General features: G+C 68.7%; 18 protein-coding genes. 6 read left to right on the top strand and 12 right to left on the bottom strand.

What is annotated here, in order from left to right:
* Positions 1-12: 12 nt before the first annotated feature.
* Positions 13-714 carry a response regulator transcription factor CtrA gene (ctrA, locus tag M9917_RS11205; protein WP_089174306.1) on the bottom strand — a complete coding sequence of 234 codons (702 nt, stop codon included), beginning with the start codon at positions 712-714 and terminating at the stop codon, positions 13-15.
* Between the two features lie 391 nt (positions 715-1,105).
* On the opposite strand from ctrA, the gene fliI reads away from it, so the two are divergent.
* Positions 1,106-2,449 (top strand): flagellar protein export ATPase FliI, encoded by a 1,344-nt coding sequence (gene fliI / locus M9917_RS11200; RefSeq protein ID WP_297253668.1) that lies wholly within the window; start codon positions 1,106-1,108, stop codon positions 2,447-2,449.
* 96 nt (positions 2,450-2,545) lie between these two features.
* Here fliI and M9917_RS11195 read toward each other — a convergent pair whose 3' ends face one another.
* Complete coding sequence (locus M9917_RS11195) at positions 2,546-3,751, bottom strand: MFS transporter (protein WP_297253666.1); 1,206 nt, start codon at positions 3,749-3,751, stop codon at positions 2,546-2,548.
* Between the two features lie 236 nt (positions 3,752-3,987).
* Between M9917_RS11195 and fliJ the strand changes: the two genes are divergently transcribed.
* Positions 3,988-4,392 carry a flagellar export protein FliJ gene (gene fliJ, locus M9917_RS11190; RefSeq protein WP_297253663.1) on the top strand — a complete coding sequence of 135 codons (405 nt, stop codon included), beginning with the start codon at positions 3,988-3,990 and terminating at the stop codon, positions 4,390-4,392.
* Between the two features lie 156 nt (positions 4,393-4,548).
* On the top strand, positions 4,549-5,586 hold the full coding sequence (locus M9917_RS11185; RefSeq protein ID WP_297253662.1) for a lysylphosphatidylglycerol synthase transmembrane domain-containing protein: 1,038 nt from the start codon (positions 4,549-4,551) through the stop codon (positions 5,584-5,586).
* Between the two features lie 119 nt (positions 5,587-5,705).
* Here the strand turns inward: M9917_RS11185 and M9917_RS11180 are convergent, their stop codons facing one another.
* Both M9917_RS11180 and flhA read right to left on the bottom strand, forming a co-directional pair.
* Positions 5,706-6,593 (bottom strand): DMT family transporter, encoded by an 888-nt coding sequence (locus tag M9917_RS11180; RefSeq protein WP_297253659.1) that lies wholly within the window; start codon positions 6,591-6,593, stop codon positions 5,706-5,708.
* Positions 6,594-6,779: 186 nt separating this feature from the next.
* Complete coding sequence (gene flhA / locus M9917_RS11175; protein WP_465246376.1) at positions 6,780-8,849, bottom strand: flagellar biosynthesis protein FlhA; 2,070 nt, start codon at positions 8,847-8,849, stop codon at positions 6,780-6,782.
* Between the two features lie 328 nt (positions 8,850-9,177).
* On the opposite strand from flhA, the gene M9917_RS11170 reads away from it, so the two are divergent.
* Positions 9,178-9,501 (top strand): hypothetical protein, encoded by a 324-nt coding sequence (locus tag M9917_RS11170; protein ID WP_297253656.1) that lies wholly within the window; start codon positions 9,178-9,180, stop codon positions 9,499-9,501.
* Between the two features lie 12 nt (positions 9,502-9,513).
* On the opposite strand, the gene flbD is transcribed toward M9917_RS11170, so the two are convergent.
* The 8 genes from flbD to M9917_RS11130 all read right to left on the bottom strand — a co-directional run bounded on the left by flbD (position 9,514) and on the right by M9917_RS11130 (position 17,153).
* Entirely contained in the window at positions 9,514-10,878 is a 1,365-nt protein-coding gene (gene flbD, locus M9917_RS11165) for a sigma-54-dependent transcriptional regulator FlbD (protein ID WP_297253654.1), read from the bottom strand.
* Between the two features lie 44 nt (positions 10,879-10,922).
* Positions 10,923-11,273: a flagellar motor switch protein FliN gene (gene fliN, locus M9917_RS11160; protein WP_297253652.1), complete on the bottom strand. Its 351-nt coding sequence runs from the start codon at positions 11,271-11,273 to the stop codon at positions 10,923-10,925.
* Complete coding sequence (locus M9917_RS11155; RefSeq protein ID WP_297253650.1) at positions 11,270-11,872, bottom strand: FliH/SctL family protein; 603 nt, start codon at positions 11,870-11,872, stop codon at positions 11,270-11,272. The genes fliN and M9917_RS11155 overlap by 4 nt, the downstream gene beginning before the upstream one ends.
* Position 11,873: 1 nt before the next feature.
* Positions 11,874-12,953 carry a flagellar motor switch protein FliG gene (gene fliG / locus M9917_RS11150; protein WP_297253648.1) on the bottom strand — a complete coding sequence of 360 codons (1,080 nt, stop codon included), beginning with the start codon at positions 12,951-12,953 and terminating at the stop codon, positions 11,874-11,876.
* A 14-nt stretch (positions 12,954-12,967) separates the two neighbouring features.
* A complete protein-coding gene (gene fliF, locus M9917_RS11145; RefSeq protein WP_297253647.1) occupies positions 12,968-14,659 on the bottom strand; it encodes a flagellar basal-body MS-ring/collar protein FliF in 1,692 nt (563 codons plus the stop codon).
* A gap of 203 nt (positions 14,660-14,862) precedes the next feature.
* Positions 14,863-15,138 carry a CtrA inhibitor SciP gene (gene sciP / locus M9917_RS11140; protein WP_038359348.1) on the bottom strand — a complete coding sequence of 92 codons (276 nt, stop codon included), beginning with the start codon at positions 15,136-15,138 and terminating at the stop codon, positions 14,863-14,865.
* 107 nt (positions 15,139-15,245) lie between these two features.
* Positions 15,246-15,911, bottom strand: coding sequence for a flagellar hook assembly protein FlgD (locus tag M9917_RS11135; RefSeq protein WP_297253640.1), 666 nt, complete (start codon positions 15,909-15,911; stop codon positions 15,246-15,248).
* Positions 15,912-15,926: 15 nt separating this feature from the next.
* Positions 15,927-17,153: a flagellar hook-length control protein FliK gene (locus M9917_RS11130; protein WP_297253638.1), complete on the bottom strand. Its 1,227-nt coding sequence runs from the start codon at positions 17,151-17,153 to the stop codon at positions 15,927-15,929.
* A gap of 250 nt (positions 17,154-17,403) precedes the next feature.
* On the opposite strand from M9917_RS11130, the gene mnmA reads away from it, so the two are divergent.
* Together mnmA and M9917_RS11120 are read left to right on the top strand one after the other, a co-directional pair.
* Positions 17,404-18,576, top strand: coding sequence for a tRNA 2-thiouridine(34) synthase MnmA (mnmA, locus tag M9917_RS11125; protein ID WP_297254830.1), 1,173 nt, complete (start codon positions 17,404-17,406; stop codon positions 18,574-18,576).
* Positions 18,577-18,614: 38 nt separating this feature from the next.
* A complete protein-coding gene (locus tag M9917_RS11120) occupies positions 18,615-19,259 on the top strand; it encodes a class I SAM-dependent methyltransferase (RefSeq protein WP_297253636.1) in 645 nt (214 codons plus the stop codon).
* Positions 19,260-19,340 lie beyond the last annotated feature (81 nt).

Raw genomic sequence — 19,340 nt, 5'->3', positions numbered from 1 at the left:
GACAGGCGGGCCTCAGGCCGGGATGCGCTCGTCGGCCTCGGAGGGCTCGCGCAGCACATAGCCGCGGCCCCAGACGGTCTCGATGTAGTTCTTGCCGTCCGACGCGTTGGCGAGCTTCTTGCGCAGCTTGCAGATGAAGACGTCGATGATCTTGAGCTCGGGCTCGTCCATGCCGCCATAGAGATGGTTGAGGAACATCTCCTTGGTCAGCGTCGTGCCCTTGCGCAGCGAGAGCAGCTCCAGCATCTGGTATTCCTTGCCGGTCAGGTGCACGCGGGCGGCATCGACCTCGACCGTCTTGGTGTCGAGGTTGACGACCAGGTCGCCGGTGGTGATGACCGACTGGGCATGGCCCTTCGAGCGGCGCACGATCGCATGGATGCGGGCGACGAGCTCGTCTTTATGGAACGGCTTGGTGAGGTAGTCGTCGGCGCCGAAGCCCAGCCCCTTCACCTTGTCCTCGATGCCGGCGAGGCCGGACAGGATCAGGATCGGCGTCTTGACCTTGGCGACGCGCAAGCTGCGCAGCACCTCGTAGCCCGACATGTCGGGCAGGTTCAGGTCGAGCAGGATGATGTCGTAGTCGTAGAGCTTGCCGAGATCGACACCCTCTTCGCCGAGATCCGTCGTATAGACGTTGAAGCTCTCCGATTTGAGCATGAGCTCGATGCTTTGAGCGGTCGCGCTATCGTCCTCGATCAGCAGAACCCGCATGTCCACGTCCCCAATTTCGCCCGCAGGGCAGGAATGACCGTTGCTTCCGCCCGGACCGTTCGGTCCTCGGCGACGACGCACTTGCCCAATGAAACGCCACGCGACACGCTATGGGAAACTGGTTAACAAACCGTGATTCCCGAGCGCAAGCGCTTCCTCGGAGAAAAACGGCGATCCTTGTCGAGGTGAGTCGCATTTGACACGGATCGTCGAAAATCTCGTCCGCGAAAGCGCGCTCGCGGAGGGTCGCTGCGTGAAACAGGGCGATAACGGCCCTGTTTCACGCAGCAGCCTCGATCCGCAGTCTTAACCACAGAGCTTAATGGACGGTAAATAAGCGCAATTTGTTAGGAACCCTTACCAGATTCTCCACAAGGCTGACCTGCTCCCGATGAATTCCCCCCCGCACGGCCACGACCGCCTCGCCACGCTCGCTTCCGCCATCGGGCGGATCGAGGCCGTGAGCATCTATGGCCGCGTCATCGGCGTGCGCGGCCTGCTCGTCGAGGTCGCAGGCCCGATCGGCGCGATGAGCCTCGGCGGGCGCGTCGGCATCGAGATCGCGGCCGGCACCAGGGTCCCCTGCGAGGTCGTCGGCTTCTCCGGCGAGAGGGCGCTGGTCATGCCCTTCGGCGGGCTTACCGGCGTGCGCCGCGGCTGCCCCGTCCATGTCGACCGGGCGCAACCCGGCCTCAAGCCCACGCCCGCCTGGCTCGGCCGCGTCGTCGACGCGCTCGGCCGGCCCGTCGACGGCGGCCCGCCGCTGCCCGAGGGCGACACGCTCTTCGCCTTCCGCAACGATCCCCCGCCCGCCCATGCGCGCCGCCGCGTCGGCGCCCCGCTCGACCTCGGCGTGCGCGCGCTCAACACCTTCCTGACCTGCTGCGTCGGCCAGCGCATGGGCATCTTCGCCGGCTCCGGCGTCGGCAAGTCGGTGCTGCTCTCGATGCTCGCCCGCTATGCCCGGGCCGACGTCAACATCATCGGTCTCGTCGGCGAGCGCGGCCGCGAGGTGCAGGAATTCCTCCAGGAGGATCTGGGGCCTGAGGGCCTCGCCCGCTCGATCGTCGTCGTCGCCACCTCCGACGAGCCCGCTTTGATGCGCAAGCAGGCGGCGCTGACCACGCTGACGCTCGCCGAATATTTCCGCGACCGTGGCCTGCAGGTGATGTGCCTGATGGATTCGGTGACGCGCTTCGCCATGGCGATGCGCGAGATCGGGCTTGCCGCCGGCGAGCCGCCGACCACCAAGGGCTATACGCCGACCGTCTTCGCCGAGCTGCCGCGCCTGCTCGAGCGTGCCGGCCCGGGCACGGGCGAAGGCGCCATCACCGGCCTCTTCACCGTGCTGGTCGATGGCGGCGACCATGACGAGCCGGTCGCCGACGCGGTGCGCGGCATCCTCGACGGCCATATCGTGATGGAGCGCTCGATCGCCGAGCGCGGACGCTATCCCGCGATCAACATCCTGAAATCGGTCTCGCGGACCATGCCGCGCGCCTGCGACCCGGCCTATTACCCGGTGGTGCAGAAGGCCCGCGCCACGCTTGCGACCTATGCCGACATGGAGGAGCTGATCCGGCTCGGCGCCTATCGCCAGGGGGCTTCCGCCGAGGTCGACGAGGCGATCCGGCTCAATCCGGCGCTGGAGGCGTTCCTCAAGCAGGCGAAGGACGAGGCGACCCCGCTGCCGGAATGCTACGCCCGCCTCGCCGCGATCATCGGCGGCGCCTGACCGCGGCGTCCTATCGGACGCGGTAACGATGATCTATCTCATTGTTGGAGCATCGGATTCTTCCGAAAAGTGGATTCCACTTTTCGGTCCGATGCTCTAGCGCCGCGGCACCATCTGCACCAGCGCGAGCATCGCGGCGAAGCCGACCGCCTGGATCGCCGCCGAAACGATCAGCGTCACATTCGCGCCGAGCCGCTCGACCATCACCGCAAACAGCAGCGGCGCGGCGGCGAAGGCGATGTTCTGCGGCACGGTGAGCTTGCCGAGAACGACAGCGAAGCCGTTGCGGCCGAACAGCGCCAGCGGCAGCGTCGCCCGCGCGATCGAGATCACGCCGAGCACCGCGCTGAACAGCACGACGAAGATCGCCGCGGTGGTGATCGTCATCGGCACGACGGGCAAAGCGAGGCACAGGACCGGCCCCAGCAGCAGGCCCCACAGCGCGACCCTTTCCACCGGCAGCCGCTCGCCGAGCGTGGCGTCGATGGCGCGCGCGGCGATCGTCGCGGGCCCGCTCAGCGTCGCGACCCAGACGGCTTCGGCCTGCGTCAGCCCCCACTCCTGGAACAGCCTGATCAGGTGCAGCGGCAGCCCCCAGGAGGCGAGCCCGCTCGCCGAGAAGGCGAGCGCCACCAGCCAGAAGGCCGCCCTGCGGGAAGCCGGCGCCACGCTGCCGTATTCGCCCGCCGGGTGGACATCCGGCAGGGCGGCGGGCGGCGGCGCCGGCCGGTAGCGCGGCACGCAAGCAAAGATCGGCAGGACGATGACGATCTGCATCGCGGCGAAGACGAGAAGCGCCACGCGCCAGCCGAACGCGTCGGTCAGCACGGCGGTCAAGGGCCAGAACACGCTGGAGGACAGCCCCGTCACCAGCATCATCAGCCCGATGGCGCGGCGCGTCCGCTCGCCCATGAGCTGGGCGATGGTGACGTTGGCGGAATTGGCGAGCGACAGCGCATGGCCGAGCCCGATCACGAACCAGCTCGCAAGATAGCTTACCGGCCCCTGCGCCAGCGAAAGCACGGCAAGCCCGAGCGCGCAGATCACGGCACCGACGCACATCGCGCGGCGCGTACCCTCGCGGTCGAGCATGCGCCCGATCGCGGGCGCGATCAGCGCGCCGGTGACCAGCAGGATGGTGATGCCGGCGAAGACGACCTCGGCATTGAGACCGATCTCCCGCTCGAGCGGGCCGACCAGCACCGATGGCGCATAGAAGGTCGAGCCCCAACCGATGACGCGGGTCACCGCGAGGCCGAAGAGCAGGGGGCCGTGCCCGCCGAAACGAGAAGAGACAGCCAAGACAGGATATCCGCGGGGCAGAAGACCGGACGGCCGGACGCCTCTCGTCACTAGAGCATCCCGGCCGCCGGCGGCAGCAGCCGGCGCGCGGCCCGCGCATGCGTAAAAGGCCGCCCGTCCCGGTAAGGAAAGGTCAACCTCCTTGCGCCATGCTGGTCTTCGTCTCGCGGATGGAGTTGGGGCGCATGTCGAGGGGTCGGCAGGGCGCCAATGCGTAATCAGGAGTTGAAAACCACATGAAGTCGCGAGAGACGCTTCTTCGCCTCAAGCGCTTCCAGGTCGACGAGAAGCGTCGCCGGGTAAGCCAGATCGAGATGATGATCGCCGATTTTCACCGGATGGCGGGCGATCTCGATCGCGAGATCCAGGCAGAGGAAACCCGCGCCGGCATCACCGATCCAGCCCATTTCGCCTATCCGACCTATGCCAAGGCGGCGCTCGGGCGCCGCGACAACCTGCTCCAGTCGGCCGACAACCTGAAGGGCCAGCTCGACGAGGCCAAGGCCGAATTGCAGGAAGCCTTCGAGGACATGAAGAAGGTCGAGATCCTCGACGACCGCGAGCGCGCCTCCGAGCGCGCGGCGGAAGCCGCCCGCGACCAGACCACCATGGACGCCATCGGCCTGCGCTCGCGCGCCTGAGGGCCAGGCCGGCGCGGATGCCGGCCTTCCGACCTTGGGCGCATCCGCGAACGCTTGCCCTCGCCCCGTCCGGCTGGCACAGAGAGGACGAGGTTCGCGCCGCGGCGGTGACGACGTGGGCCACCCGTCGCCATGTCGTCCCAGCCCCCGGCCTCCATGAAACGCTATCTCGATTATCTCTGGCCGGTCATCGGGCTCGTCGCCGTCGTCTGGTCGGTCGAGCTGCTCTGGGACAAGCTCAAGGCCGAGGCCGGCTCCGACGCGACGATCGAGGCGCTCCTGGAGAATGCCGGCCTCTGGCAGAGCATCAGGATCATCGCCCACCGCATCGGCCACAAGATCGCGGTGATCCCGCCGGAAGCCTTCTTCCACGCGGCGCTGGCGACGCTGGTCGCCTATGCCGCGCTCGCCTGGTACGACCGCATCGCGCTGATCCATCTCGGCAAGGAGAAGGGCATCTCCTGGCCCTATATCGCGCTCTGCTCCTTCGTGACCTATGCGCTCTCGCACAATATCGGCGCCTCGGTCTTTTCCGGCGGCATGGTGCGCTACCGGGCCTATACCGCCAGGGGCCTGACGGCGGCCGAGGTCGCGGTCCTGGTTGCGCTCTGCTCCTTCACCTTCGCCTTCGGGACGATCTTCCTGATGGGCCTCGTGCTGCTCTACGAGCCGCAGATCCTGCATCCGCTGGAGCGGATGTCGCGCTGGTTCGCGATCAGCGACGGCACCGCCCGGCTGATCGGCGCCGGCATGCTCGCCTTCGTCGCGCTCTACACGCTCGGCTCCTGGCTGAGATTCAAGCCTTTGCGGATCGGCAAGCTCGAGATCATCTATCCGCGGCTGCCGATCGTGGCGCGGCAGTATCTGGCGGCTCCGCTGGAGCTCGCCGGCGCGGCGGGCATCATCTATTTCGCGCTGCCCGCGCAGGGCAATCCCGGCTTCCTGATCGTGCTCGGCGCCTTCCTGCTCTCCTTCTCGGCCGGGTTGCTCAGCCAGGTCCCCGGCGGCGTCGGCGTGATGGAGGCGGTCTTCCTGGCGGTGATGCCCGGCGTCCCGGCGCCCGCCGTCTTCGCCGCCCTGCTGATCTGGCGGCTGTTCTATCTCATCCTGCCGCTGGTGATCTCGCTGCCGGTGGTGCTCGCCTTCGAGCGCACCCAGCTCAAGCGCAGCACGCGCATCGCCCCGCCGCCCTAGATCGTCGCGCGTCCTGCCGGACGCGGTAACGATGATCTATCTCATTGTTGGAGCATCGGATTTTTCCGAAAAGTGGATTCCGCTTTTCGCATCCGATGCTCTAGCCTCGAACAGGCCCGTCAGCGCCTGAGCGCGATGGCCGCCGCGCCGAACATCAGGAGGGCGCCGGCGGCTTCCGACCAGCCGAACGGCTCGCCGAGCGCCGCGACGCCGACCGTGACCGCGATGGCGGGGCTGACGAAGGCATAGAGCCCGGCGCGAAAAGCCCCCCAGTCGCGCAGGAGCCGCATATAGATGGTGAAGCCCATCAGCGAGCCGCAGACGATCAGGAACAGCAGCGCAGGCAGCGCCGGCCAGCGCAGGAGGGCCCTGAGATCGGCGAGGCCGACCGGCTCCAGCGCAAGCGAGACCGCGGTGAGGCCGATGCCGCCGATCAGCGTCTGCCAGCCGGCGAGGGTCAGCGTCGGCATCGCGCCCGCGATCGGGCGGGAGAGCACGGCGCCGAGGCAGTAGAACAGCGTGCCGCTCGCCACGGCGGCGAGCCCCAGCATCTCCATCGGCTCGCCCTGCGCCGCCGAGAGGCCCCCCAGCGCCCGCGTCGCGAACAGGAAGCCGAGGCCGAGCGTGCCGAGCGCGATCGCCGCGACCTTGCGGCGGTCGATCCGCACGCCCTCGATCGCCCGGCTCGCCAGCATCGTATAGATCGGGATCGTCGCGAAATTGACGATCGCCGCGAGCCCGGTCGGCGCATGGGCCGTGCCCCAGAACAGCAGGGCGTAATGGACGGTGTTGAGCAGCAGCGCCGTGGCGATGAGCCGGGGCCAGGCGCCGCGCGGCACCTTCGGCAGATCGCGCCCGGCCCAGAGCAGCATCAGGAAGCCGGCGATCGAGAAGCGCACCGCCGCCAGGAAGACCGGCGGGACATGCATCGCCCCGACCTTGACCGGCAGCCAGGTCAAGCCCCAGACGAGGCACATCACGACGAAGAGGGCGGCATTGCGCGACATGGCTTCCGCTTAACCGCGGCCAGTGGCGCTGACCATTGCGCCGCGGGCATCGGGGGGCCGCCGAAACCGGAGGTAGCGAGCCGCTAGATCATCACGCGTCCTGTCGGACGCGGTAACGATGATCTATCTCATTGTCGGAGCATCGGATCTTTCCGAAAAGTGGAATCCACTTTTCGGTCCGATGCTCTAGACGCTGCCGACCGTCTTCAGCCGCACGCGCGGATGGATCTCGGCTTGCGACAACACCGGCGTCTCGCGGCGGAAGCGCTCGATGATCTGGCGGGCGAAGGGCCGCGCCAGCGCCGAGGTGACCAGCGCCGGCATCTCGCCGATGCGCGCCGCATCCTCGAACTTGTCGCGCACGTGATGCACGAACTCCTGAAGCCGCGAGGGCTGCATGGCCAGATGCCGCTCCTCGCCCTGGCCGATGATCGATTCGGCGAAGACGCTTTCCCAGGCCGGCGAGAGCGTGATGATCGGCAAGACGCCCTGCATGTTGGCAAACTGCGCGCAGATCTGGCGGGCCAGCCGCACGCGGACATGCTCGGCGATATCGCGCGGGTTGCGCATGTTCGCCGAGACCTCCGCGATGCCCTCGATGATCGTCGCCAGGTCGCGGATCGAGATGCGCTCGGCGAGCAGCAATTGCAGCACGCGCTGGATGCCGGTGGTCGAGATCTGGCTCGGCACGATCTCCTTGACGAGGTCGGCATGGTCCTTCGGCAGCTCGCGCAGGAGCTTCTGCACCTCGGCATGCGAGAGCAGCTCCGGCATGTTCGACTTCAGCACCTCGGTCAGATGCGTCGAGATCACCGTCGCGGCGTCGACCACGGTGTAGCCGCGCAGTTGCGCCTCGTCCTGCAAGGCGGCGTCGATCCAGGTCGCCGGCAGGCCGAAGGTCGGCTCCAGCACGTTGTGGCCGGGCAGGTTCACCGCCCCGCCCATCGGGTCCATCGCCATGTACTGGCCGGCGTAGACGACGCCCTGCCCGGCATCGATCTCCTTGATCTTGATGAAGTAGTGGTTCGCCTCGAGCTGGACGTTGTCGACGATGCGCACGGCCGGCATGACGAAGCCGAGCTCGGCCGCGAGCTGCCGGCGCAGCGCCTTGACCTGGTCGGTCAGCCGGTCCTGCCCGCCCGTGGCGTTGACCAGCGGCAGGAGCCCGTAGCCGATCTCGATCTTGAGCTCGTCCATCTTGAGCAGGTCGCTCAGCGTCTCCTCGCGCGGCGTGCCGTCCGCCGCCGCCCCGCCCGCCTGGGCGGCGCCCGCACCCGCCTTTTCAGCCTCGCGCGCCTTGGCGATCCGGCCGAAATGGCGGGCGAGGAAGCCCGCCCCGCCGGCGAGCAGCAGGAAGGGCAGCATCGGGATGCCGGGCAAGAGCGCGATCAGCAGCATCACCGCCGCCGACATGCCGAGCGCCTTGGGATAGCCCGAGAGCTGCCGGCCGAGCGCCTTGTCGGCCGCGCCGCGCACGCCCGCCTTCGAGACCAGCAGGCCGGCTGCGGTCGAGACGATCAGCGCCGGGATCTGGCTGACGAGGCCGTCGCCGACCGTCAGCTGCGTATAGTTATGCGCCGCCTGGCCGAAGCTCAGGCCCTGCTGCGCCACGCCGATGATGATGCCGCCGAGCACGTTGATGAAGGTGATCAGCAGGCCGGCGATGGCGTCGCCGCGCACGAATTTCGAGGCGCCGTCCATCGAGCCGAAGAAGGAGGATTCGTCCTCCAGCGCCTTGCGGCGGGCCTTGGCGGTGTCCTGGTCGATCAGCCCGGCGGAGAGATCGGCGTCGATCGCCATCTGCTTGCCGGGCATGGCGTCGAGGGTGAAGCGGGCAGCGACCTCGGCGATGCGGCCCGAGCCCTTGGTGATGACCACGAAGTTGACGATGATCAGGATGGTGAAGACGATCACCCCGATCACGAAATTGCCGCTCATCACGAAGCCGGCGAAGGCTTCGATGACGTGCCCCGCCGCCGCCGTCCCCTCGTGGCCATGCGCCAAAATGAGGCGGGTCGAGGCGAGGTTCAGCGCCAGCCGGAACATGGTGACGATCAGGAGCGCCGTCGGGAAGGCGGAGAATTCCAGCGGCTCCTCGATGAAGAGCGCCGTCATCAAGACCAGCACAGAGAGGATGATCGAGAGCGCCAGCAGGATGTCGAGCAGAATCGCCGGCATCGGGAAGATGAGCACCACGAGGATGCCCATGACGCCGATGGCGAGGAACAGATCCGGCCGGTTGAGGAGCTTGCCCATCGCCCCGCGATCGGGGATGGAAAAGCCTCTGCCCTGCCCTGCCGTCACATCGGTCATCGACCGCTCCGCCCAACGCCCGCGCGCGCCCCGAAGCGGAGCGCGACCCGGCAATTCTTGCCGGGCTCATGGTGAATGAACGGTTAAGACCCCGGCCGGAACAGTCCGGCCGGATCGCCCGATCCCGCGCATCGGTCCTCGGATAGCCGTAACCATGGCGCGCAAAAATCGAACCGGCGGAACAAACATCCTCTGAATGCATTATTTCTGACCGGCATTCTGCCTCTAAGAATGCCGTCGGAGATATGCTCACAACAGCCTGGAGGTCGTCATGGACAGACGCTCATTCCTGATGACGCTGGTCGGAGGTTTCGCCGCGGCCGGCATGGGCGGCATCGCCGCGGCGCAGGCGGCCCAGCCGAAGCCGGCGCCCGAGCCGGACCTCGAGCCCGCCAGGGGCGAGGAGGCCGTGCCGGCCGAGATGAAGCAGGCGCTGGACAAGGCCGACGCCGAATTCAGCCAGTATTACTATTACCGCAGGCCGCGCTACTATGCCCGCCCGCGTTATTATACCCGACCGCGCTATTATGCCCGGCCGCGCTATTATACCCGCCCGTACTATCGCCCGCGCTATTACGGCAGGCGCTATTATTAGGCCTTTCGCGGGTCAGGCCGCGCCGATGCGCGTCTGGCCGGGCTCCGCGACACTGATGCCGGCGGCGGTGTACTCGCCGAGCTTGTTGCGCAGCGTGCGGATCGAGATTCCCAGGATCTTGGCCGCATGCGTCCGGTTGCCGAGGCAGTGATCCAGCGTATCGAGGATCAGCTCGCGCTCGACATCGGCGACGGTATGCCCGACGAGCGAGCGCGTCATCGCCTCCGCCGTCTGGGCCGCCCGCGCCGCCGGATCGCGGGACGGGGCGCAAGGCAGCGCCTCCCCTTCCGGGCTGAGGACGGCCGTGGCCGCGATCTCCGGCCCGCTCGCCAGCAGCACCGCCCGGTGCATCGTGTTCTCCAGCTCGCGCACATTGCCGCGCCAGGCGCCTGCGAGCAGGGTCTTGCGCGCATCGGCCGCGATCGGGCGCAGCGGCAGCCCGTTGAGCTCCGCGTATTTCTTGGCGAAATGCTCGGCCAGCGCCAGGATGTCGCCCGGCCGCTCGCGCAGCGGCGGCAGGCGCAGATGCACGACGTTGAGCCGGTAGAGCAGGTCCTCGCGGAAGGAGCCCTCGCGCACCGCCTCCGCGAGGTTGCGGTTCGAGGTCGCGATGATGCGGATATCGACCTTGACCGGCTGCGTGCCGCCGACGCGGTCGATCATGCGCTCCTGCAAGGCGCGCAGGAGCTTGGCCTGGAGACGGACGTCCATCTCCGAAATCTCGTCGAGCAGGAGCGTGCCGCCATTGGCCTCCTCGAACTTGCCGATGCGCCGCGCGATCGCGCCGGTGAAGGCCCCCTTCTCATGGCCGAACAATTCGGATTCGAGCAGGTTGTCGGGGATCGCCGCGCAGTTCACCGCGACGAAGGGCTTGTCCTTGCGCCCGGATTTCTGGTGCAGATGACGCGCGATCACCTCCTTGCCGGTGCCGCTCTCGCCGGTGACCAGCACCGGCGCCTCCGAGCGCGCGATCTGCGAGGCGAGCTGCACGACGCGCTCCATCGCGGGATCGCGCCAGATCAGGCTCGACTGGTCGGCCGCGACCGCCTCCAGCACCGCCGCGATCAGCTCCGGGTCGGGCGGCAGCGGCACGTATTCGCGCGCGCCCGCCTGGATCGCGGCGACGGCGGCGCGCGCATCGGTCGAGGTGCCGCAGGCGACGATCGGCGTGCGGATGCGCTCCCCCTCCAGCGCCGCGACATAAGCCGCGATCGGCTGAGCGACATCGACCATCAGGAGATCGGCGCCCTTGGCGCGCAGCACGGCGAGCGTCTGCTCGAGCCCTTCGGTATGGGTGACGGCCGCGCCGTGCGACATGGCGATCCTGGCGGCCGCGATGATCTGTCCCTTGAGACCGCCGACGATGACGAGGCGCATGGCTCAGGTCCTTTTGCTTGACGTACTGAACAGGGGGCGGGCCGTCACCGGTCCGCCTTGATGATTTCGGTCATGGTCACGCCGAGCCGGTCCTCGACGACGACGACCTCGCCGCGCGCGACCAGCCGCTCGTTGACGAAGATGTCGATCGCCTCGCCGACGCGCCGGTCGAGCTCGAGCACGGCGCCCGGCACGATCTGGAGCAGGTCACCGACCGCGACCTTCGAGGAGCCGAGCACGGCCGAGACCGTGACCGGCACGTCGAAGACCTGTTCGAGATCCTCCGCCGTCTTGACCGGAACCGGGCCGGAGCGCGCGACGGACGTGTCGTTATGGTCGAAGGACAGGTCGGCCTGGTTCAGCGGCGGCAGGTTGAGATCGTTGTCCTGGCTCATGGCGTGAGACCTTCATGATGCGCATGGTCATGGCCGAACACGCGCGCGAGCGCCTCTTCGGCCAGGGCCACGATCTGCCTGCTGTCGAGGACGAAGCCGCCCTCGGCCCATTCGATGCGCCCGTCGCCGGGCGCGATGTCGGATTGCCCGAGCACGATCGCCTTGCCCGCGAAGCCGTGCTCGGCCGCAAGCGTCCGGGTGAGCTCCTCTGCGGCATCGACCAGGCTGTCATGGACGCGCAGCACCAGATGCGGCGCGCTCCTGGCATGGCTGAGCGCTTCGCGCATCGCTTCCGCCAGCGCCGCCAGCGGCATCTGCGCGAGCGCAGCCCCGGCGAGCGCCCTGGCGGCCGCGATCGCGACATTGGCCGCCTGCTCCTCGATCGTCGCGCCGCGCGCCGCCTCCTGCGCGACGAGCCGCTCGGCCGAACGCGCAAGCTGCGCCGTCAGCCCGGCGAGCTGGCCTTGCGCCTCGCGCCGCGCCTCGTCCTGACCGGCGCGAAAGCCTTCGGCGCGGGCCGCGGCGAGGTCGGCTTCGCCGGCGGCCTTGCGGCCGCCTTCGCGGAAATCCGTGCCGAACATGAACTTGGTCGCGGCCATCTCAGTACACCAGTTCGTCGTCGGCGCTGCCCTTGGACAGCACGATCTCGCCCTTGTCGGCCAGGTCCTTGGTCATCTGGACGAGCTTGGTCTGCGCCTCGTCGACTTCCTTCAGGCGCAATGGACCCAGGCCCTCCATGTCGTCCTGCATGTTCTTGGCGGCGCGCTGCGACATGGCGCCGAAGAAGAAATCGCGCATCGACTGGCTGGCACCCTTCAGCGCGCGCGCCAGCGTGTCCTTGTCGGCCTGGCGCATCAGCGTCTGGAGGCCCGCCGGATCGAGCTTGGAGAGATCGTCGAAGGTGAACATCAAGGCGCGGATGCGCTCCGCCGATTCCTGGTTGGAGGCGTCGAGCGCCGAGAGGAAGCGCATCTCGGTCTGCCGGTCGAAGCCGTTGAAGATCTCGGCCATCATCTCGTGCGGGTCGCGCCGGCGGGTCTGCGTCAGGGTCGAGACGAATTCGGTGCGCAGCGTGTTCTCGATATGGTCGAGCGCTTCCTTCTGCACCGATTCCAGTCTGAGCATCCGCCCGACGACCTCGATCGAGAGATCGTTGGGCAGGTTGCGCAGCACATTGGCCGCGTGCTCGGGCCTGATCTTCGACAGGATCACGGCGATGGTCTGCGGATATTCGTTCTTGAGGAAATTCGCCAGCACCACCGCGTCGATATTGCCGAGCTTCTGCCACATGTTGCGGCCGGCCGGCCCGCGGATCTCCTCCATCAAGAGCGCGACCTGCTCGGTCGGCAGGATCTTCTCGAGCAGCGAGATCGTGCGGTCGAAGGAGCCGGTGACCGCGCCCGCGCTGGAGAGCTTGCCGACGAAGTCGAGCATCAGCCGCTCGACCTCGTCGGAATCGACCGTGCCGAGCTCGGCCATGGCGCGGGTGATGATCCGGATCTCGTCGTCGTCGAACTCCTGCCAGATGGAACGGCCATGCTCCTCGCCGAGCACGAGCAGGATGACGGCCGCGCGCTGCGCGCCGCTCATCTCGGCGATCGTGGTCGCGCCGAAGCCGTCGCCTTCGACGGGCTCCTGGAAGCCGGTGTTGCGCGTCGCGATGGATCGGGTTTCGGCCATGCTTCAGCGCCCCGTCACGCTGGGGACTTCTCGTGGATCCAGCTGCGCAGCACCGCGACCGAATCGGTCGGATTCTGCGCGACCAGAGCCCCGATCTTTTCGACGGACTGCGCCTTGAGCTGGCCCTTGATCTGGGCGATCGCCAGCATCCGCTCGGAGGGCGCCGCCTGCGCCTCCATGGCAAGCGCCTCGCCCTCCGTTCCGGCCGCGGCCCGCCCGCCGCCCGCGGGGTCGCCCGTCGCGCCGGCAGGCCCCGCCAGGACCGCGCCATTGCGCATGAAGGAGGGAACCGCCCGGACATGGCCGTTGTCGGAGGCCAGCACCTGCTTCAGGAGCGGGCGCACCACCGTCATCAGCACGATGAGCGTGAGCAGCGCGATGACGCCGAGCTCGGCAACGCGCAGGAGGTCTTCCCGGGTGAAGGAGGTGAGCTGCTGCATCAGCGTCTGCTCGGCAAGCTCGACCGGCGGCGGCGGCGCCTCGGCGAAGCGCAGGTTGACGACCTCGACCTTGTCGCCGCGGCCCTGGTCGAAGCCGACCGCCGTGCGCACCAGCTCGCCGATCCGCTCCAGCTCCTCGGCGTTGCGCGGCTGATAGGTCTGCTCGCCCGCCGGGCTGCGGCTGTAGTTGCCGTCGACGAGGACGGCGACGGAGAGCTTCTTGATCCGCCCGCCTTCCATCACCTCGGTGCGCGTCGTGCGCGAGATCTCGTAATTGGAGACTTCCTCGTTCTTCGAGGAGGTCTCGCGCTGGTTCTGCTGCGCCCCTTGCGTCTGCTGGGCGCCCGGCAGCTCGTTGCCGACCGTCACCGCCCCGTTGCCGCCCTCGTTCGTCGTCGAGGCTTCGGTGCGGTTCTGGCTGGAGCGCAGGACCCGGCTTTCCGGATCGAAATTCTCCGAGCGGCTCTCGATCCGGTTGGTGTCGAGCGCGGCCGAGACCTGCACCCGCGCCCGGCCATGGCCGACGACGCTGGCGACGATATCCTCGACCTGCGCCTTGAGGCGCTTCTCGATCGCTGTCTGCCGTTCCTCGATGCCGAGCCCGATCAGCCCCTGGTCGGTCTGGGCGCCGTCGGCCAGGAGCCGGCCGCGCTCGTCGACGATCGAGACCCGCTCGGGCTTGAGGCCGTCGACGGCCGAGGCGACGAGATGGCGCACCGCCCTGACCTGGGCTGCGTCGAGATCGCCGGCGAGCTTGAGCGCGATCGAGGCGCGCGGCGGCTCGCGGTCGCGCTCGAACAGCCGCCGCTCCGGGATGACGAGATGAACGCGCGCCGCCTGCACTCGCCCGATCGAGCGGATGGTGCGCGAAAGCTCGCCTTCGAGCGCGCGCAGATGGTTGATGTTCTGGACGAAGCTGGTCGAGGAGAAGGCATCGCCCTTGTCGAAGATCTCGTAGCCGACGCCGCCGCCGGCCGGGATGCCCTTGCCGGCGAGGTCGAGGCGAAGCCGCGGCACGTCCGCCTTCGGCACGAGCACGGTCTGACCGTCGCCGCGCAGCTCGTATTTGATGCCGCGCGCGTCGAGATCCTTGAGGATCGCGCTGACGTCCTGGCTCGACAATTCCGAGAACAGCACGCTCATCGCCGGCTGGGACATCCTGAGCATGACGAAGCCGAAGAAGCCGACGAGCGCGAGCGTGACGGCGAACATCGCCGCCAGACGCGCCGCCCCGAATTTGGCAAACTGCTCGACCAGGCCGTTCACGCCGTCATCCGTCCCACAGAATCGCAAGGAGCGGCGCACCTGCCCCGACCCGCTAGGCAAGTTTTTCCCGGTCCATGGTTAGCGGCCGGTTAATTTTTGCCGAGCGGCGTCGAACTTTGCCGGCCGCAAGCCCACGCAAGCGCGAAAGGCGCCGCCCCGAGCCGGGGCGGCGCCTTTGCGGAAAACAGGGAGAATGCGGCCGTCTACTGGCGGTAATGCTGGATCCGCGTCGTCCTGAGCCCGGCGAGGCCGTGCTGGTCGATCGACATCTGCCAGCTCAGGAATTCGTCGACGGTCAGCGTATAGCGCTGGCAGGCCTCCTCGAGGCTGAGCAGCCCGCCGCGCACGGCAGCCACCACCTCGGCCTTCCGCCGGATGACCCAGCGCCTCGTGTTCATCGGTGGAAGATCCGCGATCGTCAGCGGACTGCCGTCCGGTCCGATCACGTACTTCACCCGCGGTCGCAATGGCTCGGTCATGGTACTCTCACACAACTCAACAGAGCTACTGAGGGCAGCATAGGAGGCCGGCTTTAAAAATTGGCTAAAGCGATCGCCTCGGATGTCCACGACTGATTCGCGCGGGCTCACTCGCCGCGGACCACGCTCTTGACCTTGTCGATCGGCACGCTGATCGAGCCGATCTTGAGCATCGGGATCGACGAGGTGAAATCGACGCCGTCGACCAGCCCGCTGATCTGCGTCTTCGCCGTGATGCTCTCGCCCGCGATGTTCTTGGCGTCGATCGTGATGGTGTATTCGCCGTCCGGCGCCTGGACGCCGATCGAGGTGGAGCCGTCCCAGGCATAGCTCTGGTCGCCGGCGGAAAACGTCCGGGTCTGCGTCTGGACGACGCTTCCCTTGGCATCCTTGATCGTGATCGTCGCCGTGCCGGCGGCCGGCATGGTGACGTTCCATTCGGCCTTGCCGTTGGCGAGCCGGGTCGTGGCGCCGTCGGTCGTGACGACGGCACCGATGAAGCCGACCGCATTCGTCGCCGTGCCGGCGGCGCTGAGGCTCAGCAGCGAAGCCAGCGTCTCGTTGGTTCTGAGCTGCTGCTCGACGCCGGCGAACTGCACGAGCTGGGCGGTGAACTGGTTGGTGTCGAGCGGGTCCAGCGGCGACTGGTTCTTGAGCTGCGTCGTCAGCAGCGACAGGAACTGGTCGAAATTGTTCGCGATGCCGCTCGCCGCGCCGGTCACGGTGCTGGCGCTCGAGGTGCTGGACGTGCCGCTCGTTCCGGAAACCGCCATGGTGCTCGTCCTCGTTCAGATGCTGAGATCGACGCCGCCGAGCCGGATGAGACGGCGCTGCGGGACGGGATCGATCGAAGGGGAAGCGTCTTCGGTGTGTTCGCCGCCATCGGCCGGCCGCGAGCGCTGCCGCGCTTCGTCCTGCTCCCGGTGCTGGCGGAAGCCCGGCTGGCCTGAAGGGTCGCGCAGGCTGATATCGACGCCGCCGTCCGAGGGCTTCAGGCCCGCCTGCTCGAAGGCGCGCTCCAGCGTGCGCGCGTCGCGCTGTAGGAGATGCAGGGTCTCGACCCGATCGACCACCAGCCGCGCGCTGACCTCGCCCTTCTCGGAGATCGACAGGGCGACGTCGACGCGGCCGAGCTCGTCCGGATCGAGCCGGATGTCGAACTGCCGCACGCCCGCCATGGCGCGAAGCCCGATCTCGATCGGAACGACATGGACCGGCGTCGGTTGGCCGCCCGCCGCGCCCTGCCCCGCGCCGGCGGGCGCCGCATCGGCAGCCAGCGCCTGGGTAAGCCGCTCCGGCCCGGCCGCTGCATGTGCCTGCGGCAACAGGCTCGACGGATCGAACGGCGGCGGTTGAGGAGCGTCAGGCGCCCTCGCCTCGCCGGCGGGCTGCGCGGCCCTGGCCGCTCCCGGCTCTCCGGCCTTGCCCGGGATCTCCGGTCCGGAGACCCCGGCCGCATGAACGCCGCCTTGTTCCGCCTTGCCCTCCACGGTCGCGGCCGGCGCCTGCTCCGCCGCCTCGACCGGCAGGCCGATGGCGAGAGCCGGCTTCGCCGCATGTTTCGCAAGCTGCGCCCCGGCTTCCACCGAGGCCGTATCGCCGCCGACGAGCGGCCCCGGCGGCAGCGCAGGCAGGACGACGACCGGAACCGCGACGGATGCCGCCACGGCAGCCTCGCCTTCGGCGGCCTCGGCCTTCTCATGCGCCGGGCCGGTGGGCTCCTCGTCGGTGGTGGTGGCGCCTGCGGTGGTGGTGGCGCCTGCGGCGGCGATCGCGATCAGGACCGCGATCCCGTCCGCATCGGCTTTCGCCTCCTGCGGCGCCGCAGCCTCCGGCTGCTCCCGCGTCTCCGGCTCGGCGGCCTTGTCGGCAGCCACGGGCTCCCGCGCCGTGCCGCCGGCCCTGGGCAGCACGAACGCCCCGTCGCCTTCGCCCCGACGCGCTTCGCCGGCGCGCGACCGGGCGGGCGGCGCTTCGACGGGGGCCTGGCTGGTGAACACGGACTGGATCGGCATGAACGGTCTCGTAAACCCGGGCAAGAACGCACCCGACCCCGCCCAGCAAGTTGCGAGCCAGCGGCAGCCCCTTCCGAATCAAAGGCTTAGCGCCGGGCGCGGCCCCGAGCAGGCAAGATGAGCCCGGCTGTGGCGGCCCGGCCGGCAGGATTTGCCGATCCTGCTGGCGGCGCCCGGCCAAAGCCGGTATAGAGCCGGCAGATGCACCGATGCCGCGCCACCCCCGAGCCAGCCGAGAATGACCGCGCCCCTGAATTCCCTCGACATCGCCAAGCCGCCCGCGGCGACGCGCGTCGTCGCGGCGATGTCGGGCGGCGTCGATTCCTCGGTGGTCGCGGCCCTGCTCAGGCGCGAAGGCTATGACGTCGTCGGCGTCACGCTGCAGCTCTACGATCACGGCGCGGCCGTCCATCGCGCCGGCGCCTGCTGCGCCGGGCAGGACATCCACGACGCCCGCCGCGTGGCGGAGGCGATCGGCATCCCCCATTACGTCCTCGACTACGAGAGCCGCTTCCGCGATGCGGTGATCGAGCGCTTCGCCGAGAGCTACCTCGCCGGCGAGACGCCGATCCCCTGCGTCGAGTGCAACCGGACGGTGAAGTTCCGCGACCTGCTCGATCTGGCGAAGGAGCTCGGCGCCGACGCGCTGGCGACCGGCCACTACGTCGTCAGCCGCGCTCTCGGCAACGGCCATCGCGGCCTCTACCGCGCCGCCGACGCAAGCCGCGACCAGAGCTATTTCCTCTATGCCACGACGCAGGAGCAGCTCGACCTGCTGCGCTTCCCGCTCGGCCAGATCGAGAAGGCCGAGACCCGCGCGCTCGCGGCCGAGCTGGGCCTTTCCATCGCCGACAAGCCCGACAGCCAGGACATCTGCTTCGTGCCCAACGGCCGCTACGCCGAGGTGATCGAGCGGCTGAAGCCCGGCGCCGCCCGCCCCGGCGAGATCGTCCATCTCGACGGCCGCGTGCTGGGCCGGCATGACGGCGTGCTGCATTACACGGTCGGCCAGCGCAAGGGGCTCGGCATCAGTGCCGGCGAACCGCTCTACGTGCTGCGGCTCGACGCCGACGCCGCCCGCGTCGTCGTTGGCCCGCGCGAGGCGCTGAGCGTGCGTGAGATCCGCCTGCGCGACCTCAACTGGCTGGCAGAAACCCCGCTCGACGCCCTGCCGCGCGAAGGGCTCGATGTCGCCGTGCGCGTCCGCTCGACCCGCGCCCCGCGCGAGGCCAGGCTGTTCAGCGATGCAGAGGGCCTGCGCGTCACGCTCGCCGGCGACGAGGAAGGGGTCTCGCCCGGCCAGGCTTGCGTGATCTACGCCGATGCCGGCCCTGGCGCCCGCGTCCTCGGCGGCGGCACCATCGAGCGGCGACCGCTCGCCCTGCCGGCAGCCTCGACGCCAGCCGCGCTCGCCCTGTCCTGACCGTTCAGGCCCGCCCTTCACGCCCGGACCCCAGACCCATGCCGGTAACCTACGATCTCGACGGCCAGAAGCGCGTCTACGCCACCTGGGCCAGGTTCTACGACCGGATCTACCAGCGCTTGCTGGCGCGCCCGCAGCGCGAGGCGGTGGCGGCGGCCTGCGCCTGCGGGCCGGACATCCTCGAGATCGGCGTCGGCACCGGGCTCACCCTGCCCTATTTCACGCCCGGCTCGCGGGTGTTCGGCGCGGATCTGTCGCTCGACATGCTCAAGGTCGCCGCCCGCAAGGTCGTCGGCCAGAAGCTCAGCCATGTCCACGGGCTGATGGTGATGGATGCCTGCCGGCTCGGCTTCGGCGCCGAGCGTTTCGATGCGGTGACGGCGCAGTTCGTCATCACGCTGGTACCCGATCCCGAGCAGGCGCTCGCCGAGATGGACCGGGTCCTGAAGCCCGGCGGCGAGATCGTCATATCGAGCCGCCTCGTCGACGATGGCGGCTTTCTGGCGCCGTTCTGGAGCGCGCTCGCGCCTTTGTCGAAAGCGGTCGGCTGGAGCTCGGATTTCAAGGTCAGCCGGCTGACCGGCTGGGCGAAGGCAACGGGCCGCTACGAGACGGTTCATGTCGGGCGCGGCTATTTCAAGGTCGTCCGGCTGCGCAAGCTCACCTCCGTCGGCAAGAGCTGAGGGCCAGGGCACCGGACTGGAAAGTGGAATGCGCTTTTCGGACGGATCAGATGCTGAAACAAAAGCTTAGATCGCCAGTTT

Origin of the sequence: Bosea sp. (in: a-proteobacteria), from assembly GCF_023953965.1 — a bacterium.
Classification (GTDB): Bacteria; Pseudomonadota; Alphaproteobacteria; order Rhizobiales; family Beijerinckiaceae; genus Allobosea.
Note: the sequence above shows the minus strand (reverse complement) of the source record. Positions and strands in the feature narration are given on the sequence as shown.

What these genes read in the sequence shown, in the direction of transcription:
- ctrA (WP_089174306.1), bottom strand. Translation starts at nt 714, where the DNA reads ATGCGGGTTCTGCTGATCGAGGACGATAGCGCGACCGCTCAAAGCATC.
- fliI (WP_297253668.1), top strand. Translation starts at nt 1,106, where the DNA reads ATGAATTCCCCCCCGCACGGCCACGACCGCCTCGCCACGCTCGCTTCC.
- fliJ (WP_297253663.1), top strand. Translation starts at nt 3,988, where the DNA reads ATGAAGTCGCGAGAGACGCTTCTTCGCCTCAAGCGCTTCCAGGTCGAC.
- M9917_RS11185 (WP_297253662.1), top strand. Translation starts at nt 4,549, where the DNA reads ATGAAACGCTATCTCGATTATCTCTGGCCGGTCATCGGGCTCGTCGCC.
- M9917_RS11180 (WP_297253659.1), bottom strand. Translation starts at nt 6,593, where the DNA reads ATGTCGCGCAATGCCGCCCTCTTCGTCGTGATGTGCCTCGTCTGGGGC.
- flhA (WP_465246376.1), bottom strand. Translation starts at nt 8,849, where the DNA reads ATGGGCAAGCTCCTCAACCGGCCGGATCTGTTCCTCGCCATCGGCGTC.
- M9917_RS11170 (WP_297253656.1), top strand. Translation starts at nt 9,178, where the DNA reads ATGGACAGACGCTCATTCCTGATGACGCTGGTCGGAGGTTTCGCCGCG.
- flbD (WP_297253654.1), bottom strand. Translation starts at nt 10,878, where the DNA reads ATGCGCCTCGTCATCGTCGGCGGTCTCAAGGGACAGATCATCGCGGCC.
- fliN (WP_297253652.1), bottom strand. Translation starts at nt 11,273, where the DNA reads ATGAGCCAGGACAACGATCTCAACCTGCCGCCGCTGAACCAGGCCGAC.
- M9917_RS11155 (WP_297253650.1), bottom strand. Translation starts at nt 11,872, where the DNA reads ATGGCCGCGACCAAGTTCATGTTCGGCACGGATTTCCGCGAAGGCGGC.
- fliG (WP_297253648.1), bottom strand. Translation starts at nt 12,953, where the DNA reads ATGGCCGAAACCCGATCCATCGCGACGCGCAACACCGGCTTCCAGGAG.
- sciP (WP_038359348.1), bottom strand. Translation starts at nt 15,138, where the DNA reads ATGACCGAGCCATTGCGACCGCGGGTGAAGTACGTGATCGGACCGGAC.
- M9917_RS11135 (WP_297253640.1), bottom strand. Translation starts at nt 15,911, where the DNA reads ATGGCGGTTTCCGGAACGAGCGGCACGTCCAGCACCTCGAGCGCCAGC.
- M9917_RS11130 (WP_297253638.1), bottom strand. Translation starts at nt 17,153, where the DNA reads ATGCCGATCCAGTCCGTGTTCACCAGCCAGGCCCCCGTCGAAGCGCCG.
- M9917_RS11120 (WP_297253636.1), top strand. Translation starts at nt 18,615, where the DNA reads ATGCCGGTAACCTACGATCTCGACGGCCAGAAGCGCGTCTACGCCACC.